The following is a 19,040-nucleotide window of genomic DNA, read 5'->3' as shown; positions in this document are numbered from 1 at the left end:
CGTCCTCAGTTGAAGGGCGCGGCCAGGAAGGCGTCCAGGCCTTCCGCGGCCAGCGAATGCCGGGCCGTGGCGGGATGCGCGTGTGGGTCGACCTCGCCCGGCAGCAGTTCCTGCGTGAAGCGCCATGCGATGGCGGCCGTCACGCCGGCCTGCGTGATCGTCGAGGCTGCCACCGGCAGCGGCTGAGCGGTCAGTTCAGTCTCGAGTTCCAGCCAGGCCGCAGCCAGCTGTGCCTGCACCCGCGCCATCCAGGGCGCATGCAACTTCTCCGGTGGACGCAGCTGACGCTCGTAGACGATCTGCACCGCCTTCTCGCAGGCCGCGAGGCCGAGCCCGACGATGCGCAGCGCACGCTGGCGCTCAACGCGGTCGACCGGCATCAGGCTGCGTCCGGCAACGGTTTCGATGTGATCGATGATCAGCGTCGAGTCCATCAGCGTTGCACCATCGTCGCAGACCAGCGTGGGCGCCTTCACGACCGGATTGATCGCGTAGAACTGGTCGAAGGTGCTGAAGACCGAGATCGGTCGGTGAACGAAAGGCAGCTGCAGCAATTGAAGTGTGACCGCCACGCGCCGCACATAGGGTGAGTCGAGCATGCCGATGAGTTCCATGAGGTTCCTCCTTGATGGGCCTCGCGCCAGGTGGCGAGGCAGGCTTGACGATAGAGAATCGGTGCTGCGCATTCCAGCGCAAGCCATCGGAAATCGGCGTGCCGGACCGATGGATCATCGGCATCGACCGGGTAGAACCCTCCATCATGAAGCTGGACAAGAAAGACCGTCTGATTCTCGAAGCGCTGCAGCGTGATGCGCGCCAGAGCCTGGCTGCGATCGGCAAGCGCATCGGCCTGTCGCAGCCTGCGATGAGCGAGCGCGTGCGCAAGCTGGAAGACGCGGGTGTGATCGAAGGCTACGGCGCACGCGTCAACCTGCGTGCAATCGGCATCGGCCTGCAGGCCATCATCCGCATCCAGACCACGCACGCGGGCATTCGCAAGTACGTCAAGCTGTTCGAGGAGATGCCCGAGGTGCTGGAGGCAGATCGCGTGACGGGCGAGGACTGCTTCATCGTGCGCTGCGCCATTGCCGAGCCACACGACCTCGAGCGCGTGGTCGATGCGCTGGCACTGCATGGCGGCGTCACGACGTCGCTGGTGCTGTCGAGCCCGGTGCGCAAGATGGCCACCGTGTTGGCGGCCGAGCGCTCTGGTGCATAGAGTCTAGAGTCGCAGCCGCGCGGCGTATCCGGTCATCTCGAGGTAGCCGCGCCCCACGCGTCGGCCTTGTGCATCGCGCAGTTCGCTCAGGCCTTCCCAGTAGATGGCGCCGGTCGACCCGCTGCTGTCGAGTTCCTGGTCGTCGAGCAGTGCGTGCACCTCGAAGTCACCAGACGGCGTCTGCACGCGCCACTGCGTGGGGTAGGTCGCCCGGGTGCGCGGGCTGGTCCATGCGTGCAGGCGGGTGAAGCGCACCTCGTCGTTTCGAAAGAAACGCAACACGCCGTCGCGTGTACGAAAGGATCCACCGCCCCACAGCGCGCTGCCATCCTCGCGGCGCAGGTGGAAGGCTGTCAGCGCGCTGCCGTCGTCGAGGTTCATGCCGATCCAGTCCCAGCCCACGGCCTCGGGATGCATCAGCGCCTCGCTCCATTCGTGGTCCAGCCACGCGGTGCCTTCGACCTCGAAAGCCTCGCCCTTGAGCGTGAGGCTGCCTTGCGTCTTCAACTGCGGCTCGCTGTAGTAGTAGCTCGCCTGCGCCGCGTCGGGGCCCTTGCGTGAGAGGCCATCGGTGCCTTGCAGCAGAACCGGTTGCGACGGCGTGAAGCGCAGTGCGAGTGCGAATTCGCCTGCCGGAATGCGCGCGGCATAGCTGCCGTCGCGGCGCGCCAGCGACCAGTCACGCAGGCGCACGCCGGTGTCGGTCTCGCTCGCCTCGGCGATGCCGAAGCCGGCGCGTGCGATGCGCTGGTCGTGCAGCAGCAGGCGGCCTTCCAGGTCGGTCACGGCCGCGTGAGCGAACAGCAACTGCTTGGCCGCAAAGGCCGAGCGCATTGGTTGCGCAGCATCGACGCGCGACCGGAAGAAGGTCACCTGGAAGCCGAACTCGCGGCCTTTGGCTGTCCGGGCATGGCCGGTGATGTACCACCACTCGGTCGTCAGTTCGGGATGGCTGCCGAAGTCGCGCGGAAACTGCAGCGTGCGCGTGGGCAAAGCCCATGCTGTGGCGGCTGCACTCAGCGAAGCCAGCAGCAGGCTGCGCCGGGAAAGCCGCCATGCCGCTGCCGACGGTGTCATGCGGTGATCCGTTCGTGGATACGCTGCATTGCAGGGCCGATATCGCCGAAGTTCTGACGGACCCAGTCCGCGTCGTGGTAGCTCGGCAGGTAACGCTCACCGGCATCGCACAGCAGCGACAGGACCGAGCCCTGCCGGCCGCTTTCACGCATCTCGTGCGCCACGGCCAGCATGCCGATGAAATTGGTGCCGGTCGATGGGCCGACCTTGCGGCCGAGCAGTGCCGACAACATATGCATCGCAGCCACCGAGTCGAGGTTGGGCACCTCGATCATCCGGTCGACCAGCGTGCGCACGAAACTCGGCTCGACGCGCGGGCGCCCGATGCCCTCGATGCGTGAACCCGGTGCGGTGAGCGATGCGTCGCCCGTGCGGTGGTAGGCCGAGAACACCGAGCCTTCGGGGTCCGGCACGCACACCTGGGTGTCGTGGCAGCGAAAGCGCACGTAGCGCCCGATGGTGGCGCTGGTGCCGCCCGTCCCGGCACCCACCACGATCCACGCGGGCACGGGATGCCGCTCGTGCGTCATCTGCTGGAACATGCTTTCGGCGATGTTGTTGTTGCCGCGCCAGTCCGTCGCGCGCTCGGCGTAGGTGAACTGGTCCATGTAGTGGCCGCCACTGTGCTCGGCCAAAGTGCGTGCCTCTTCGTAGACCTGCGCTGCATGGTCGACGAAGTGGCAGCGTGCCCCGTAGAACGCAATCTGCGCGACTTTCTCGGGTGAGGTGTTGCGTGGCATCACGGCGATGAAGGGCAGACCGAGCAGGCGCGCGAAATAGGCCTCGCTGACGGCCGTCGAACCGCTCGATGCCTCGACGATGGTCGTGCCCTCGCGCACCCACCCGTTGCACAGCGCATACAGGAAGAGCGAGCGCGCCAGCCGGTGCTTGAGACTGCCGGTCGGGTGCGTCGATTCGTCCTTCAGGTACAGGTCGATGCCGTGCGCGGCGAGCGCGGGCAGTGGCAGCGGGATCAGGTGCGTGTCGGCACTGCGCTGGTAGTCGGCCTCAATGCGGCGGACGGCGGTGTCGAGCCATGCGTTGCACGAGGAGGCTGGCGAGGAAAGTGGCGAGGATGAAGCGGGTGAGGATTGCGGCATATCGGGCGCCAGTCTACAAGCCATGTAGCGCAGCCACGTCCCGGAGCCATGGGCCGCCGGGGGCACGGTCACCAGTCTTCCTTGACTGCGAGTACCGCATCGCTGCCTGCAGCCGCACGGCCTGCCATCCAGGCCGTCGCGGTGCCTGCAGCCACCACCGCCGCGCACAGCAGCAGCAGGCGAAGCCACGGCACGAACAGGTCCATGGTCCAGTGGAAGCTCTGCGGATTGACCACCTTCACGAGCACCACCGACACCGCCAGGCCCAGCGCCAGGCCCGCGACGGCACCGATGGCCGTCCATGCAGCACCTTCGCCGGCAACCACGGCGAGCACCTGGGCGCGCGTGAAACCCAGGTGCGCGAGCAGGCCGAACTCCTTGCGCCGCGCGAGCACCTGTGCGCTGAAGCTCGCAGCGATGCCGAAAAGGCCTATGGCGATCGCGACGCCCTGCAGCCAGTAAGTCACGGCGAAGCTGCGGTCGAAGATGCGCAGCGAGTTGGCGCGGATCTGGCCGACCGAAGACAGCTCGATCGGCAGGGCGTCGCCCAGCACCTGTGCGGCGAGCGCACGCACTGCTGTCTGAACCTGCGGCTCAGGTGTGCCGGGTGCCAGCCACAGCGCAATGCTGCTCACGCTGCGATCGGCAGTCAGGCGCTCGAAGTCGGCGGATGCGATGGTGATCGCGCCGAACTGCCGCACGTAGTCGCGCCATACGCCGGCCACGAAGAAGACGGGTGGGGCTGCGCCTTCCGCAACCGGGCCCCAGGCGTGCGCCAGCGGTGCGAACACCTTGCCGGGCGCCGCGCCATAGAGGTCGACCATGGCCTCGCTGACGTAGATGCCAATTTGCCCAGCAGGGACCTTCAGCGCGTCGTCGAGCAGTGGCAGCGTGCGCGCAGCGTCCTCGTCCAGGCTGCGCGCGATGAGGGTCACGGCAGGCCGGGTCGTGTCGAGCGTCAGCGCGCGCAGCCGCAGCGTGCCGGTGCGCGCCACGCCGGGCAACTGTGCGACCGACTGCACGAAGGCGGGCGTGAAGATGGCGGCATCGTTGCTGGTGCCACTGCTGCCTGCCGATTGCACGTAGAGATCGGCCGGCAGCACGACGTCCAGCCAGCGCGTGACCGAGTCGCGAAAGCTCGCCACCATCACCGTCAGCGCCACCGCCAGGCTGAGACTGGCGACCACGCCACTGACGGCGACCGCCGCCGTGCCGCGCATGCGCCGCGCACGCTCGATCGCCAGCAGTGGCAGCACGCGCGCGGCGAACAGCGGCGCGAGCCGGTCGTAGAGGAGGGCGATCAGCCACGGCAGCGCCGTGATGCCGCCGACCAGCAGGAAACCGACGGAAAGGTAGGCGGCAACCGGAATGCCCGCCACCGGCGGCACCATGGCCAGCCCGCCGCCCACCATCAGGAGCAGCACCGGCAGGCTCCACGCGCCGCGCTGCGGCGTGGCAGCGCCCAGTCCCTTGAGCGTTTGCGCTTCGGGCAGTGCCTGCGCCGCACGTGCGGGCCACCAGCCGCCTACCAGCGCCGCCGCCACGCCGAGCGTGCCGTACAGCAATGCGGCCGGCGTGCTCCATTGCAGCGCGGGCGCTACCCCCGCGAAATAGCCACCGCCCAGGTCACCGCCCAGCACGCGAAGCGCCAGGGCCGCCAGCGCCGTTCCCAATGCGATGCCCGCCACGCTGCCAAGGACCCCCAGCACCAGAGACTCCACCAGCACCAGCCGCAGCCGGCCGCGCGGCGTCAGGCCCAGCACGCCGAGCAGCGCGAATTGCTGCGCGCGCTTGGCCACGCTGAGCGCCAGCACCGAGAACACGAGAAAGGCGCCGGTGAAGAGCGCCACCAGCGCCAGCACGGTGAGGTTCACACGGTAGGCGCGCGACAGGTTGCTCACGCGCTCGGCCGCGTCGCCGGGTTCGGCGATTTGTACATTCACGGGCCAGCCCGCCGAGCCTTCGAGCGTGCGGATGAAGGCGGCGCGGTCGGTGCCCGGCGTCAGACGCAGGTCGATGCGGGTGAGCCGGCCGCCCAGGCCCAGCAGATCTTGGGCGGCGCCGATGTCCATCACGGCCAGCGCCGTGCCGCCTGCGGCCACGGTACCGGCCACCTGCAGCGTGGCGCGCTGTGCGCCGAGCTGCAGCGTCAGTTCCTCGGTTTTGGCGCTGGTGGCGGTGCCGGTATTCATGGCCGCGCGTGCCGCAGCGTTGACGAAGACCTGGCCCGGCAGGAACAGCGCCCAGCGCGTCGCATCCTTCGCAGGAACCGGCATCAGCGCCGGCGCGATGGCGGGCAGCACCAGCGCATCGACACCGATCAGGCGCAGCGGTAGGCGTTGACCATTGACCAGTGCAACGGCCTGCATCTCGACGACGGGGCTGGCCAGTGCGACCTGGGCGTTCTGTGCCACGCGCGCGAACAATGCCTCGTCGAAGTCGCCCTGCGCCGCGCGCAGTTCGAGGTCGGGCTGGCCATTGACCGAACGCACCGCGCTGGAGAACTCGTCGAGCGCCGACGCGTTGATCAAATGGACCGAGAAGGCGAGCGCCACGCCCAGCATCACGGCCACCACAGCGGCGGCGTTGCGCCAGGGGTGATGGCGCAGTTCCTGCCATGAGAAGGTGGAGAGCAGGGCACGCATGCCCGCATTGTGCCGGTGCGGGCCTGTCCTTCGCCGCCCAGCGTGCGTCTGCACGTGTCACGTTCTATGCTTGGGCCATGCAAGACCTACCGACCTACGACGATGTCGTCGCCGCTGCCGCCCGGCTCGACGGCCATGCCCACCGTACCCCCGTGCTGCGCTCCGCCACCGCCGATGCGCGGTGGGGCGCGCAGTTCTTCTTCAAGTGCGAGAACTTCCAGCGCATGGGCGCCTTCAAGTTTCGCGGTGCGTTCAACGCACTGTCGAAGTTCGACGCCCCGCAGCGCGAGCGCGGCGCCATTGCCTTTTCATCGGGCAACCATGCGCAGGCCGTGGCGCTGTCCGCACGCCTGCTGGGCATGCCCGCGCTCATCGTCATGCCGCTGGATGCGCCTGCGGCCAAGCTGGCAGCCACACGCGGTTACGGCGCCGAAGTGGTGCAGTACGACCGTTTCACCGAAGACCGCGAGGCGCTGACGCAGCGGCTGGCGCGCGAGCGCGGCATGACGCTGATTCCACCCTACGACCATCCGGACGTGATCGCCGGGCAGGGCACGGCGGCCAAGGAGTTGTTCGAGGAGGCCGGCCCCCTCGACCGGCTCTACGTCTGCCTGGGTGGCGGCGGTCTCACCGCCGGCTCTGCCTTGTCGGCGCGTGCGCTGTCGCCGTCCTGCGAGGTGGTCGGCGTCGAGCCCGAGGCCGGCAACGACGGCCAGCAGTCGCTGCGCGCGGGCCACATCGTGCACATCGACACGCCGGTCACGCTGGCCGACGGAGCGCAGACGCAGCATCTGGGCACGTACACCTTCGGTGTCATTCGACGCCACGTCGACGGCATCGATACGGTGAGCGATGCGCAACTGGTGGCGGCGATGCGCTTTTTTGCCGAGCGCATGAAGATGGTGGTGGAGCCGACCGGCTGCCTGGCCTTTGCCGCTGCGTGCGCGGCAGCTGAAAGCGGCGCACTGCAGGGCCAGCGCGTGGGCGTGATCGTCAGCGGCGGCAATGTGGATCTGGCGCGGTTCGCGGCGTTGCTGGCGGGCTGAACCTCGCGCCGGAGACCCGGCCCTGTACCGGGAGCCGGGCGCGGGGTTTTCAGCGCGCCTGCGCCATCGCCACCATCCCATCCGCGCGCAAGTGCAGCACCCGGTCGGCGCGCGCCGCCGCGGCCTCCGAATGCGTCACCAGCACCAGGGATGCACCGTGCTCGCGGGTCTGAGCAAGCAGGACGTCCATGACCTTCGCGGCCGTGGTGGGGTCGAGGTTGCCAGTGGGTTCGTCGGCCAGCAGCAGCGCCGGGCGATGCACCAGCGCCCGCGCGATCGCCACGCGCTGCAACTGGCCGCCGCTGAGTTGCTGGGGCAGCCGTGCACCCATGCCGGCGAGGCCGACCACCTCGAGCATCTGTGCCACGCGCACCTTGTCTGGTACGCCGTGGCGGCCCAGCAGCATCAGCGGCAGGCCGACGTTCTGCGCCACGTCGAGGTGTGGCAGCACGTGGAACGCCTGGAACACGAAGCCGACATGGCTGCGGCGCCACAGGGCGCGTGCCTCGGCGTCGAGCGTTCCGATGTCGAGGCCGCCATGGGCGATCGTGCCGGCGTCCCAGCTGTCCAGACCCGCCATGCAGTTCAGCAGGGTCGACTTGCCGACGCCGGACTCACCGACGATGGCGACGAATTCGCCCTTGGCGACTTCGAGCGACACGTTCGCAAAGACGGCGCTGTCGCCGTAGTGCTTGGCCAGCCGGTCGAGGACGAGGCTCATGGCAGCGCCTCTCCATGCGTCTGTCCGTGCGTTTGCAGACGCGCCACGACCTGCGCGACCGCGTCGGGCGCCTCGGCCGCGATGACCTCGCGCTGCGGCATGCTGCGCAGCCAGGTCATCTGGCGCTTGGCGAGCTGGCGCGTGGCGGCGATGCCGCGCTCGCGCAGGTCGGCCATCGGCCACCGGCCGTCGAGCGCCTCCCAGGCCTGGCGGTAGCCGACGCAGCGCATCGCCGGCAGATCGGCGTCGAGGTCGCCGCGCGCGCGCAGGGCTTGTACCTCGGCGATGAAGCCGGCTGCGAGCATGGCGTCGAAGCGCTCTGTGATGCGTGCATGCAGCCAGGTTCGCTCGGTCGGCTCCAAGGAAACGAAGACGGCTGGCGCCAGTCCGCCGGGCCGTTCGCGCTGCGCTGCATGAAAGTGCGACAGCGGTTTTCCGCTGGCATGCCACACCTCGAGTGCGCGCTGGATGCGTTGGCTGTCGTTGGGTGCGAGGCGGGCCGCCGTCAGGGGATCGACCTCGGCGAGCCGTACGTGCAGCGCGGGCCAGCCTTCGGCTGCGGCCTGCGCTTCCAGGCGATCTCGCACGGCCGGATCGGCGGCGGGCATGTCGTCGATGCCATCGAACAGGGCCTTGAAATAGAGCATGGTGCCGCCCACGAGCAGCGGCAGCCTGCCGCGCGCGGCGATTTCGTCGATCAGGCGCGTGGCATCCGCCACGAAGGCCGCCGCGCTGTAAGGATCGCGCGGGTCGCGAATGTCGATCAGATGATGCGGCACTTCGGCCAGTTCGGCCGGCGTGGGCTTGGCCGTGCCGATGTCCATGCCGCGGTAGACCAGCGCAGAGTCCACGCTGACGATCTCTACAGGCCGCACCCGTGCCACGGCGAGCGCGGCAGCCGTCTTGCCCGAGGCCGTGGGCCCGGCGAGGGCGACGTAGTGCCGCTCAGCCGGCATGGCGGGCGCGCGTAATCAGGAACAAACGATGCAGAAGGACAACCGGGGCATGGCGCATGCGCCCGAGGTTAACAAATGCGCGCCGTCAGCTCGACGGTGTCGCCGCCGCGGAAGTCGTCGCTGTGGCGGCTGTGGTCGCGGGCTTCATGCGAAACAGCTGCGAAAGCGCCGAGCGGTATTGCGCCTCGCCCACGGAATTCGCGTTGTAGTGCGAGCCGCCCTCGACCAGCACGAACATCTTGGGCACGGTGGCCGCCTCGTAGAGCTTGCGGCCCAGCGTTGGATTGATCAGGCTGTCGGCCGCGCCATGCACCACCAGCAGGGGCGAGCCGACGTTCTTGACCTTGTTGATCGCCTCGAAACGCTGGGTGATGAACGGGCCGAAGGGCAGCCAACCCCACTTGAAGCTGCTGGCCACATCGTTGATCGAGGTGAAGGTGCTCTCGACGATGATGCCGCTTTCGTCCTTGACGTTGGCCGCCAGGTCGATGCCGATGGCGCCGCCCAGGGAATGACCGAAGATGTAACGATGCTGTTGCGGATGGCGTGCGGCCAGCCAGGTCCAGGCGGCGCGGGCGTCTTCACGCGCGGTCTCCTCGGAGGGCAGTCCACTCGAACTCTTGCCGAAACCACGGTAGTCGATGGCCAGCACCGAAAAACCGAGCTCGTGCATGCGGCGCATGCGCGGGGCGGAATTGGCGACATTGAAGCGTGCGCCGTGCAGATACAGCATGACGGGGGTGTCGGCCGACTCGGGCTCGCCACCCAGCCACAGCGCATGCAGGCGTGCATGTTCGCCCGTCACCGCGGATTCGAAGTCGATCCACACGTGTTCCATGCCCTCGGTCATGCGTGCGCTGTCGCCCCAGCTGCGGTCGCTGGGCTGAAAAATCCACTGGCGCTGTTGTTCGTCCAGCGTCGCGCATCCGCCCGCCAGGACGGCGACGAAGGCGGAGGTTGCTGCAAGCAAGGCCCAACGTTTCATGTGGCAGACAGACAGGCGCAGGACGCCAAAGTTCAATTCAGGATACACATGCAACGTGCGTGCCTGCCTTCGCGACGACTATCGCAAACCCTTGGTTTCATGGCTGCACGGCCTGTAACAGGGCGCGTTGTGCAGCGCCCACAGATCACCGGCCGCGCAGAAACAGGCCGTCGAGTTCGCGGATCGAGAGCTGGCGCCATGTGGGGCGACCATGGTTGCACTGGTCGGAACGCTCGGTGGCCTCCATCTGGCGCAGAAGTGCGTTCATTTCGTCCACGGTGAGCTTGCGATTGGCGCGCACCGCACCGTGGCAGGCCATGGTGGACAGCAATTCGTTCTGGGCGCGCTGCACCACGGTACTGGCGTCATGGTGGGCCAGTTCGGCGAGCACGCTGCGCGCGAGCTCCACCGGATCGCCGTCGGCCAGCGTGCCGGGCACGGCGCGCACCGCCAGGGTGCGTGGCGAGAAGGGGGTGATCTCCAGGCCCAGCGATGGCAGCACCGCTGCACAGGCTTCCGCCGTGGCGACTTCCTGAGGCGTGGCGGCAAAGGTTGCGGGGATCAGCAATGGCTGGCTGGTGATGGCCGCGCCTTCGAGCTGCACCTTGAGCCGTTCGTAGACGATGCGCTCGTGGGCGGCATGCATGTCCACGATGATCAGGCCCTGGCTGTTCTCGGCCAGGATGTACACGCCCTGCAATTGCGCCAGGGCGCGGCCCAGTGGCCAGACTGCGTCGTCGCGCACGGCGTCGGCAGAAGGGAGGGGGGCCGGTTGGCGAGCGTAAACTGCGCCGGCGGGCATGGCTTCGCGCGCCGAGCTCACGGTGGCGTTTTCGGCGCCGTCGGCCGGCGCATCGCGCAAAGCAGCTGTGGGCGCCGGGCGGGTCGGCCACATCGCTGCGGCGTCGCCGGTGCCGCGTTCGGCACCGAACTGCATCGATGGCTGCGACCAGCGTGGCATTCCGGCGGGACTGCCCGCTGTACCCGCAGGCGCTTGCAGCTTGAAGAAGGGCGTGCCGGCTGGCAAGGCCGCCTCGCCAGCGCGCGGTGCGGCCAGCGCGTCCTCGATCGCATGGCGCACGGCCTGATGGACTTCGCGGCCGTCGCGAAAGCGCACCTCGATCTTGGTCGGGTGCACGTTGACGTCGACGCGCGCCGGGTCGATTTCCAGATAAAGCGCATAGACGGGCTGGCGCTGGCCGTGCAGCACATCCTCATAGGCACTGCGCACCGCATGCGACAGCACCTTGTCGCGCACGAAGCGGCCGTTGACATAGAAGAACTGCTGGTCACCGCGCGAGCGCGCTGCATCGGGAATGCCCGCGCGGCCGACCACGCGCACCGCGCCGCCGACGTGCGATACCGCCACGCTCTGCGCAACGAATTCGTTGCTCAGCGCGTCGGCCAGGCGCTGGTCGCGGTCGGCCGCGGCGCGCCACTGCTCGACCAGCTTGCCCTCGTGCCACACCGCAAAGCCGACGTCGGGCCGCGCCAGCGCATGGCGGCGGGTGGCCTCGATGCAATGGGCCAGTTCGGTGGCGTCGGTCTTCAGGAACTTGCGGCGGGCCGGCGTGGCGTAGAACAGCTCGCGCACCTCGACCGTGGTGCCGGTATTGCGTGCCACCTGCCGCAGTTCGCCGGTCCGGCCGTCCAGCGCATGGGCGGCATCGGCGCCGGTGGCCCGCGACACCAGCGTGAGCTCGGCGATGGCGTTGATGGCGGCCAGCGCCTCGCCGCGAAAGCCCATGGTGCCGACAGTCTCCAACTCGCTCAGGCTGGCGATCTTGCTGGTGGCGTGGCGACGCAGCGCCACGGAGAGTTCTTCGCGCGGAATGCCCAGGCCGTCGTCTTCGATCGAAATCAGCCGCACGCCGCCGGCGGACAGGCGTACGGTGATCTGGCGCGCGCCTGCATCGAGCGCGTTGTCGAGCAGTTCGCGTACCACCGAGGCGGGCCGTTCGACCACTTCCCCGGCAGCGATCTGGCTGATGAGCTCGTCAGGGAGTTCGCGGATGGGGCGGCGTGGGCCGGCGGCTGCCGGCGGCTGCGGTGCGGTGGGAGGGGAAAGGGGTGCGCTCACCGGCCCATTTTAGGAGGCTGGCCTCGCAGCGTCTGCGAGGGGGATTCGCCGAAGCGCCGTCGGTAGTCGGTCGAAAAACGGCCTGCATGCATGAAGCCGTAGCGCGCGGCCAGTGACGCCACCTGCAGCGGTTCGCCCTGGCATGCGGCGGCACGCAGCTCGCTGCGTACGCGTTCCAGGCGTGCGTGGCGCAGGAACTCCATCGGACTCTCGCCGCAATGCGCGCGAAAGGCGGTCTGCAGGGCTCGGGCGCTCACGCCGACATGCGCGCACAGCTCGGCCAGCGTCACCGGCAGGTCGAGCCGATCGGTCAGCCAGGCCTTGGCGCGGCGCACGGTGCGTGGCACCACGTCGCGCCGAGGGCCGTCGTGCAACATGTCGGCATGGTTGTGCGGCAGGCACAGCAGCAGGCTGGCCATGAGGTAGCCCTCGGCCTGCATGGCCAGCGGGCTGCCGGCAAATGCATGGCCGGTGTCCAGCGAGTCGCGCAGGCAGCGGATGAAGCTGTGGACCGGCACGAGCGCTGGCGTGTCCAGCGGCACCGCCAGGTCGAAGACCAGCGGGCGGCTGGCCGGCCGCTGCGCCAACTGCTCGAGCTGCTGCTGCATGGCCGTGCGCGACAGCTTGAGGATGAGGTGCGGACTGTCGTCGTGCCAGCGCATGCCGAGCGGCTCGGTGGGGGACGCGAGGGAAGCGGTGCGCGGGTCGGCCTGCATGTGTTGCGGCCCGCAGCGCACATCGGCGCCTCCACGCAGCGGAATCTGCAGCAGGAAGAAGTCGCGCAGGCAACCCGGGTGGATGTCCACACCCGGGCCGTACTGCACGTAGTTCAGGCTCGCGTCCCGATGCAGCAATGCACTGTGGTGGCAGGCGTCCAGGCGTTGCCGAGGCCGCGTGGTGGCCAGCTCGTGCGGGCAGAACACGCGTGAGACGAAGTCGCGGGTCTCTTCCAGGTCCTGGCTGTCGAACAGTCGGTAGGGCGCAAGCGGCAATGCGGCGGGGCGACGAAGAGCGATGTCCATGGTGTGGAGCCTCGGGGACGGTGGGCTGCCTGCAACCAAGCAAGCGGCGGGCCGGCATGACCGTGCCGCACGCATCACCCATAGAAAGAACTGCGTTTGCTGCACAGGCCCGTCGTTTCGCGGACAGTGCCGGCCCGTCTGGCTTTCTATCCTGCATTTCTCCATGCAACAAGAGGACAGACCATGTTCAACGGATTCGAAGACCTGCAGGGCAAGAGTGCCATCGTCACGGGCGGTGCCACGCTCATCGGCGCTGCCGTGGTGCGCGCGCTGCACCAGGCCGGTGTGAAGGTGATGGTGGCCGACATCGACGCGGCCGGTGGCCAGGCATTGGCCGACGCGCTGGGCGAGGGAGTGCGCTTTCGCGCGACCGACATCACCGACGACGCCCAGGTCGGCGCCTGCGTGGCCGAGGCCGCCGCGCAGCATGGGGGCGTGCACATCCTCGTCAATCTGGCTTGCTCCTACCTGGACAACGGCATCGAATCGCCGCGTGCCGACTGGCTAGCGGCGCTGGACGTCAACCTGGTCAGTGCCGTGGCGATGCTGCAGGCGGTGCGACCGCACTTTCGCGAGGCTGGCGGTGGCGCAGTCGTCAACTTCACGAGCATTTCCTCGGGCGTTGCACAAACGGGCCGCTGGCTTTACCCGGTGAGCAAGGCGGCGATGGTGCAGCTCACACGCAGCATGGCGATGGACTTGGCGGGCGAGGGCGTTCGTGTGAACAGCGTGTCGCCGGGCTGGACCTGGTCGGCCATCATGAACCAGCTGACCGAGGGCGATCGTGCGAAGACCGACCGCGTGGCGGCGCCCTTTCACATGCTGCGCCGTGTTGGCGATCCGCAGGAGGTAGCCAACGTGGTGCTGTTCCTCTGCTCGGGCCTGGCGAGCTTCGTGACGGGTGCCGACTACGCCTGCGACGGTGGCTACTCTGCCATGGGGCCGGAGTCGCACGAGCCGGCGATCCCGAAGCTCATGGCATGAGGGCGGCCACCATGATCAAGACCGTGGGCATCGTGGGTGCCGGCTTCGCGGGGCTGAGCACCGCCAAGATACTGAAGGCGCTGGGCTTCCAGGTGCAGGTGTTCGAAAAGGAGGCGGAGGTCGGCGGTGTGTGGGCTGCATCGCGCCGCTATCCGGGCCTGACCACCCAGAACGTGCGCAGCACCTATGCGCTGTCGGACTATCCGATGCCGGCAAGCTATCCGGAGTGGCCCTCGGGCGAACAGGTGCAGGCCTACATGCAAGGCTATGTCGATCACTTCGGGCTGGCGCAGCACATCGCCTTGAACACCGAGGTGGTGAGCGCCGTGTTCGACGAGCAGGCATTGCAGTGGACGGTGGCGGTGCGCGACATCGAGCGCGGTGAACGGCGCCAGTTCCGCTTCGACCAGCTCATCGTCTGCAACGGCATCTTCAGCGAACCGGCCGTGCCGACCTATGCGGGGCAGGAAGCCTTCGTGGCAGCGGGCGGTCGCATTTGCCACACGAGCCAGTTCAACCAGGAGAGCGACGCCAAGGACAGGCATGTGCTGGTGGTTGGCTACGGCAAGTCGTCTTGCGATGTGGCCAATGCCATTGCCCAGACCAGCGCCAGCACGACAGTGCTGGCACGCACGCTCATCTGGAAGATTCCGAAGAAGTTCATGAACGTGCTGAACTACAAGTTCCTCCTCCTCACGCGGATGGGCGAGGCGTTGTTTCGCTACATCGAACTCAAGGGCTTCGAGAAATTCCTGCATGGGCCGGGCAAGCCGGTGCGCGACGCGATGCTCGGCAGCGTGGAATCGGTGGTCACGCGCCAGCTCAAGCTGCGCGAGATCGGGTTGCATCCCGGCACGCCGCTGGAGACCATCGCGCGCAGCACGGTGAGCCTGGTGACCGATGGCTTCTATGAGAAGGTGGCCGCCGGCCGGTTGAAGGTCACGCAGGCGAGCATCCAGGCACTGCAGCCCGGCCGAGCCACGCTGTCGAACGGCGATACCGTACCGGCCGAGATCGTGGTGTGCGGCACCGGCTGGCAGCAGCAGGTGCCGTTTCTCGACGCGGCCACGATGGCGCGTGTCACCGACGCTGCGGGTAACTTCCGCCTTTACCGCTCGATGCTGCCGACCGACGTGCCGCGGCTCGCGTTCAATGGCTACAACTCGTCCTTCTTCAGCCAGCTCAATTGCGAGATCGGGGCGCTGTGGCTCGGCGATTGGCTTCGCGGCGGCTTGCAACTGCCGCCCCGTGCCCAACAGGAAGCGTGGATCGACCGCCGTCTGGCCTGGATGGAAGAGCGTACCGACGGCAAGCATTCCAAGGGAACCAACATCATCCCGTTCTCGGTGCACAACATCGACGAACTGCTGCAGGACATGAATCTGCAGTTGGGCGCCCTCACGCGCTTCAGGCAGTGGCTGGGGCCGATCGACCCGCGCGACTACCAGGTGGCGACGCGCAGGCTGCTGCAACGGCACGCCGCCGGCTGACCGCGCTGGCACGCGGCAACGACAAAGGCCCGCGTTGCGGGCCTTTGTCATGGGTGACTGCGAGCTACTTTTTCATCAGCTCATTCGAGGGCAACGTTTCGTCGAGCAGCTTGCGCGCCGTCTCGATGCCTGCGATGGGCAGCAGCTTCGGGTCGAGCAGGCCGACCTGTACCAGCACACTGGCCTGGTCCCAGTAGATGTGCTCGTGGTAGAGCTTGTCGCCGCGGAAGTTGACGACGGCCAGCAGCGGTACTTCCACGCGCTTGCCCGTGGGCGCCACGCCCGGCAGCATCCACGGGATCTCGGTCGTGTGGGTGAAGCTGAACAGCATTTCGTCGACCACCTGGGTCGCACCGACCGTGCGTGAGATCGGCACCAGCGCCGTGTCGGGCGGATTGCTGTTGACGAAATGGTTCGTGTAGAACGCGTGCAGGTTCTTGTAGCCCACGCCGCCGGTCATGGTCGGGATGTGGTTGACGTAGGGCTCGGCCACCATGGTCGACATGGTGTCGTCGACGTTGCGCGTGCCGAACTCGTACTCGCAGTGCTTATCCCACAGCGCCGAGAGGTCGAAGTGCGGGCCCATGGCATCCTTGAGCGCCGCGATGGTGCGTTCGTGCGCCATCAGCGCCGACGGGCGGTGGTAGTGCTCGCCGCCCACGCGGGCAAAGGCATGGTCCTGACCGGCGTACACGTGCAGCGTGACTTGGGCGTGGTCTTTCAACGCATCGACGATGTGGTTGCGCGCCTCCGGCGGGCAGAACTTGTCGAGTTCGGCGATGTGCAGCACCAGCGGCGCCTTGATCCGGTCGGCTTCGCCGAGTGCCGCGTCGATGCCCACGCCGTAGTAGCCGACCGACACGTCGGCGTCAGTGCGGCAGGCCGCCAGGTAGGCCAGCTTGCCACCCAGGCAGAAGCCCAGCACGCCGACCTTGCCGTTGCCGACCTCGGTGCGCGCGCGCAGCGTGTCGATGGCCGTCTGGATGTCCTCCATGCCCTTGGCTTCGTCGAAGCCCTGGAAGAAGCCGAAGGCCCGCTGCCAGTCGGCTTCGGTGTAGCCGAGCTCGACGTTGGGTTCCTGGCGCCAGAAGATGTCGGGCACCAGCACCACGTAGCCTTCTTCGGCGTAGTAGTCGGCCACGTCGCGCATGGTGCTGTTCACGCCGAAGATCTCCTGCGCGAGCACGAGGCCGGGGCCCTTGCCCGAGGCCGGTGTTGCAAGGTAGCCGCGAAAGCTGCCGCTGCCGTCCGCAGCCTTCATGTCGATGTACTGACCTGCCATGTGAATTGCTCCAGAAAGGTGGGGTGCGTGTTGAATGCGGGGCGCAGACGCGCCGTCGTGCCCCGTCGTGGGGATGTTGGATGTCAACGTCGCAGAGCGTGCCACAACAGGCGCCGCAGTGCAGCATCGAATGAAACTTTACGCTCCGAATGTTTAGGCGTAAAGTAGTTTTTGCTGGCGCGAAAGCTGCTTGCAGTGGTTCATTGCCCATTGACCCCAGAGCTTTGTAATCGACATGAAAAGCACGACACAACGCGGCATTCCCAGCCTTCGCGGGCAGGACCACATCGGCATCACCGTGCCAGACCTGCAGGCGGCCATCGACTTCTTCGTCGACGTGGTGGGCTGCGAGCTCGCCACCACCTTCGGACCCTTTCGCGACGATACCGGCAGCTTCATGGCCGACACGCTCAACGTGCATCCGCGCGCGGTGGTCGAGCAGATCGCGCTGCTGCGTTGCGGCATGGGGTCGAACATCGAGCTCTTCCAGTACAGCGCACCCGACCAGCGTCAGGCGGTACCCAGTAACAGCGACATTGGCGGACACCACCTGGCGTTCTACGTCGATGACATCGATGCCGCCGTGGCGTACCTGAAGGCGCGCGGTGTGACCGTGCTGGCCGGGCCTTTGCCTGTGACCGAAGGGCCGGCCGCAGGCCAGGTCATCAACTACTTTCTCGCGCCGTGGGGCCTGCAGCTGGAACTCATCAGCTATCCGCGCGGCATGGCGTACGAAGCCGCGTCGCCCACGGTGCTGTGGACGCCCAAGGCACCCGACCAATAGCACCCCGGGCGCACGGCGCACCGACGGCTCCATCTGTGCCCTTGCCTGCATCTTCGATTCATTCTTCCAGAAAGCTCCCATGTCCGAATTCGATCGCCGTCGTTTCATCCAGGCCACTGGCGGAGCCGCGCTCGTCGGCGGCCCGCTCGCGGGGTTGCTGCTCGCGCCAGCCAGTGCACAGCAGGCCGACACGCTCACCATTGCCTACAACGTGGGCTTGCCCAGCTGGGATCCGACCACCGGCCCGTCGGCCGTCAATCCGTCGATCCAGGGCATATGGAAGGCGGTGTTCGATACCTACATCGACCAGGCCGCGGACCTTTCCTTCCAGCCGGGCCTGTTGAGCAAGTGGGGCTGGAATGCCGACAAGACGAAGATCGAGATCGAGTTGCGCGCCGGCGCACTCTGGCATGACGGCACGCCGGTGACGGCGGCCGACGTGGTGTGGAACCTCAAGCGCGCGGGCGACCCGAAGTCGGGCAACCCGGTGGCCGGCATCATCTGGTCGAGCGTGGACAACTTCCAGATCCAGGGCGACCGCATCACGGCCGACGTCAAGCAGTACGTGGCCGACTATTTCAAGTGGATGGCCTTCCTCACCGGCTTCATGATTCCGCAGGCCTATTACGAGAAGGTCGGTGCAGCCGGCTTCGAGAAAAAGCCCATCGGCTCGGGTCCCTACATGATCGACGAGTTCGTGCAGGGCTCTTACCTCCGGCTCAAGGCCTTCGACAAATACTGGGGACCGAAGCCGGCTTTCCGGAACGTGACCATCAAGTTCGTGACGGATCCAAGTGCGCGCGTGGCCGAGATCGAGAGCGGCAAGTCCGATGTCACGCTGGGCGTGCCCTTCGAGGAGTTCGACCGCCTGAAGGCGCTGCCGCACCTGAGCGGCGTGAGTTCGCCGATCACCGATATCGCCATGATCTTCATCACCGACGTGGCGCCGATGCTCGACGACAACGTGCGCAAGGCGGCGGTGCATGCGGTCGACAAGCAGGCGATCGTCAAGCGGCTGCTGCGCGGCTACGGCGTGGCCATCGACACCCTGCAGGCGCCGCAGTACGCGGCTTTCGATGCGGGCATCCAGGTCAAGTACGACCCGGAACTGGCCAAGGCGCTGCTGGCCAAGTCGGGTTTCAGCGTGGCCAAGCCGGTGAAGTTCAAGATCCAGACGACGCGCGGCTATCTGCCCAAGGACTACGAGACGGTGCAGGCCATCGTGGGCATGTGGCGCAAGGTCGGCATCGAGGCCGAGATCGAGGTCTACGAGATCGCCAAGCACTTCGAGCTGCGCCTGGGCCACAAGCTCGCGCCGATGGCTTTCTACAACTGGGGCAACGCCATCGGCGACCCCAACGATTCCACCGGCTTCGCCATGTTCGGCCCGAGCCCGCATTCGGGATGGAAGTCCAAGGAACTCGACGCAATGATCGGGCCGCTCTGGGGCGAGAAGGACGAAGCCAAGCGCCTGGCCGGCTGGAAGAAGGTCGACAGATACGTTGCCGACAACGCGCTGGTGCTGCCGCTCTATCAGCAGGTGCAGACGCTGCTGTTCAAGAAAACGCTGGCGCTCAAGCCGCACATGGCCGGCTACCTGCTCGCGCAGTCCGTTGGCAAGGCCGCTGCCAAGTCCTGAGCACGCGTTC

General features: G+C 67.4%; 16 protein-coding genes. 6 read left to right on the top strand and 10 right to left on the bottom strand.

Annotated elements, in window-relative coordinates; genetic code table 11:
* Positions 1-5: 5 nt before the first annotated feature.
* On the bottom strand, positions 6-614 hold the full coding sequence (locus J2W36_RS18510; protein WP_307691228.1) for a glutathione S-transferase: 609 nt from the start codon (positions 612-614) through the stop codon (positions 6-8).
* 146 nt (positions 615-760) lie between these two features.
* On the opposite strand from J2W36_RS18510, the gene J2W36_RS18505 reads away from it, so the two are divergent.
* Positions 761-1,219: an Lrp/AsnC family transcriptional regulator gene (locus J2W36_RS18505; RefSeq protein ID WP_307691330.1), complete on the top strand. Its 459-nt coding sequence runs from the start codon at positions 761-763 to the stop codon at positions 1,217-1,219.
* Positions 1,220-1,222: 3 nt separating this feature from the next.
* Here J2W36_RS18505 and J2W36_RS18500 read toward each other — a convergent pair whose 3' ends face one another.
* The 3 genes from J2W36_RS18500 to J2W36_RS18490 all read right to left on the bottom strand — a co-directional run bounded on the left by J2W36_RS18500 (position 1,223) and on the right by J2W36_RS18490 (position 6,041).
* Positions 1,223-2,296: a lipocalin-like domain-containing protein gene (locus J2W36_RS18500; RefSeq protein ID WP_307691227.1), complete on the bottom strand. Its 1,074-nt coding sequence runs from the start codon at positions 2,294-2,296 to the stop codon at positions 1,223-1,225.
* Complete coding sequence (locus tag J2W36_RS18495) at positions 2,293-3,396, bottom strand: PLP-dependent cysteine synthase family protein (protein WP_307691329.1); 1,104 nt, start codon at positions 3,394-3,396, stop codon at positions 2,293-2,295. The genes J2W36_RS18500 and J2W36_RS18495 overlap by 4 nt, the downstream gene beginning before the upstream one ends.
* A 68-nt stretch (positions 3,397-3,464) precedes the next feature.
* A complete protein-coding gene (locus J2W36_RS18490; RefSeq protein WP_307691226.1) occupies positions 3,465-6,041 on the bottom strand; it encodes an FtsX-like permease family protein in 2,577 nt (858 codons plus the stop codon).
* Positions 6,042-6,118: 77 nt separating this feature from the next.
* Here J2W36_RS18490 and J2W36_RS18485 point away from each other — a divergent pair, with 77 nt between their 5' ends.
* Positions 6,119-7,087, top strand: coding sequence for a threo-3-hydroxy-L-aspartate ammonia-lyase (locus J2W36_RS18485; RefSeq protein ID WP_307691225.1), 969 nt, complete (start codon positions 6,119-6,121; stop codon positions 7,085-7,087).
* 49 nt (positions 7,088-7,136) lie between these two features.
* Here the strand turns inward: J2W36_RS18485 and J2W36_RS18480 are convergent, their stop codons facing one another.
* From J2W36_RS18480 to J2W36_RS18460, 5 genes are all read right to left on the bottom strand, one after another.
* Positions 7,137-7,808, bottom strand: a complete 672-nt coding sequence (locus J2W36_RS18480) for an ABC transporter ATP-binding protein (protein WP_307691224.1) — start codon at positions 7,806-7,808, stop codon at positions 7,137-7,139.
* Positions 7,805-8,764, bottom strand: a complete 960-nt coding sequence (gene miaA / locus J2W36_RS18475; RefSeq protein ID WP_307691223.1) for a tRNA (adenosine(37)-N6)-dimethylallyltransferase MiaA — start codon at positions 8,762-8,764, stop codon at positions 7,805-7,807. Before miaA ends, J2W36_RS18480 begins: the two co-directional genes overlap by 4 nt.
* Positions 8,765-8,849: 85 nt before the next feature.
* The gene (locus tag J2W36_RS18470) at positions 8,850-9,749 is read right to left on the bottom strand and encodes an alpha/beta hydrolase (protein WP_307691222.1); all 900 of its coding nucleotides are present in this window, start codon (positions 9,747-9,749) and stop codon (positions 8,850-8,852) included.
* 145 nt (positions 9,750-9,894) lie between these two features.
* A complete protein-coding gene (mutL, locus tag J2W36_RS18465; protein ID WP_307691221.1) occupies positions 9,895-11,829 on the bottom strand; it encodes a DNA mismatch repair endonuclease MutL in 1,935 nt (644 codons plus the stop codon).
* On the bottom strand, positions 11,826-12,851 hold the full coding sequence (locus tag J2W36_RS18460) for an AraC family transcriptional regulator (protein WP_307691220.1): 1,026 nt from the start codon (positions 12,849-12,851) through the stop codon (positions 11,826-11,828). The genes mutL and J2W36_RS18460 overlap by 4 nt, the downstream gene beginning before the upstream one ends.
* A gap of 183 nt (positions 12,852-13,034) precedes the next feature.
* Between J2W36_RS18460 and J2W36_RS18455 the strand changes: the two genes are divergently transcribed.
* Positions 13,035-13,835, top strand: a complete 801-nt coding sequence (locus J2W36_RS18455) for an SDR family oxidoreductase (protein WP_307691219.1) — start codon at positions 13,035-13,037, stop codon at positions 13,833-13,835.
* Positions 13,832-15,325 (top strand): flavin-containing monooxygenase, encoded by a 1,494-nt coding sequence (locus tag J2W36_RS18450; protein WP_307691218.1) that lies wholly within the window; start codon positions 13,832-13,834, stop codon positions 15,323-15,325. The genes J2W36_RS18455 and J2W36_RS18450 overlap by 4 nt, the downstream gene beginning before the upstream one ends.
* A 64-nt stretch (positions 15,326-15,389) precedes the next feature.
* On the opposite strand, the gene J2W36_RS18445 is transcribed toward J2W36_RS18450, so the two are convergent.
* Positions 15,390-16,607, bottom strand: coding sequence for a dienelactone hydrolase family protein (locus tag J2W36_RS18445; protein WP_307691217.1), 1,218 nt, complete (start codon positions 16,605-16,607; stop codon positions 15,390-15,392).
* Between the two features lie 235 nt (positions 16,608-16,842).
* Here J2W36_RS18445 and J2W36_RS18440 point away from each other — a divergent pair, with 235 nt between their 5' ends.
* Together J2W36_RS18440 and J2W36_RS18435 are read left to right on the top strand one after the other, a co-directional pair.
* Positions 16,843-17,391 carry a VOC family protein gene (locus J2W36_RS18440; RefSeq protein ID WP_307691216.1) on the top strand — a complete coding sequence of 183 codons (549 nt, stop codon included), beginning with the start codon at positions 16,843-16,845 and terminating at the stop codon, positions 17,389-17,391.
* A 79-nt stretch (positions 17,392-17,470) separates the two neighbouring features.
* Positions 17,471-19,030, top strand: coding sequence for an ABC transporter substrate-binding protein (locus tag J2W36_RS18435; protein ID WP_307691215.1), 1,560 nt, complete (start codon positions 17,471-17,473; stop codon positions 19,028-19,030).
* Positions 19,031-19,040: the final 10 nt, after the last annotated feature.

The organism is Variovorax ginsengisoli, from assembly GCF_030811835.1.
GTDB lineage: Bacteria > Pseudomonadota > Gammaproteobacteria > Burkholderiales > Burkholderiaceae_C > Variovorax > Variovorax ginsengisoli_C.
This window is presented reverse-complemented; position numbering and strand designations above follow the sequence as displayed.

Coding starts and splice junctions, on each gene's coding strand:
- J2W36_RS18510 (WP_307691228.1), bottom strand. CDS start 614: ATGGAACTCATCGGCATGCTCGACTCACCCTATGTGCGGCGCGTGGCG.
- J2W36_RS18505 (WP_307691330.1), top strand. CDS start 761: ATGAAGCTGGACAAGAAAGACCGTCTGATTCTCGAAGCGCTGCAGCGT.
- J2W36_RS18500 (WP_307691227.1), bottom strand. CDS start 2,296: ATGACACCGTCGGCAGCGGCATGGCGGCTTTCCCGGCGCAGCCTGCTG.
- J2W36_RS18495 (WP_307691329.1), bottom strand. CDS start 3,396: ATGCCGCAATCCTCACCCGCTTCATCCTCGCCACTTTCCTCGCCAGCC.
- J2W36_RS18490 (WP_307691226.1), bottom strand. CDS start 6,041: ATGCGTGCCCTGCTCTCCACCTTCTCATGGCAGGAACTGCGCCATCAC.
- J2W36_RS18485 (WP_307691225.1), top strand. CDS start 6,119: ATGCAAGACCTACCGACCTACGACGATGTCGTCGCCGCTGCCGCCCGG.
- J2W36_RS18480 (WP_307691224.1), bottom strand. CDS start 7,808: ATGAGCCTCGTCCTCGACCGGCTGGCCAAGCACTACGGCGACAGCGCC.
- miaA (WP_307691223.1), bottom strand. CDS start 8,764: ATGCCGGCTGAGCGGCACTACGTCGCCCTCGCCGGGCCCACGGCCTCG.
- J2W36_RS18470 (WP_307691222.1), bottom strand. CDS start 9,749: ATGAAACGTTGGGCCTTGCTTGCAGCAACCTCCGCCTTCGTCGCCGTC.
- J2W36_RS18460 (WP_307691220.1), bottom strand. CDS start 12,851: ATGGACATCGCTCTTCGTCGCCCCGCCGCATTGCCGCTTGCGCCCTAC.
- J2W36_RS18455 (WP_307691219.1), top strand. CDS start 13,035: ATGTTCAACGGATTCGAAGACCTGCAGGGCAAGAGTGCCATCGTCACG.
- J2W36_RS18450 (WP_307691218.1), top strand. CDS start 13,832: ATGAGGGCGGCCACCATGATCAAGACCGTGGGCATCGTGGGTGCCGGC.
- J2W36_RS18445 (WP_307691217.1), bottom strand. CDS start 16,607: ATGGCAGGTCAGTACATCGACATGAAGGCTGCGGACGGCAGCGGCAGC.
- J2W36_RS18440 (WP_307691216.1), top strand. CDS start 16,843: ATGAAAAGCACGACACAACGCGGCATTCCCAGCCTTCGCGGGCAGGAC.
- J2W36_RS18435 (WP_307691215.1), top strand. CDS start 17,471: ATGTCCGAATTCGATCGCCGTCGTTTCATCCAGGCCACTGGCGGAGCC.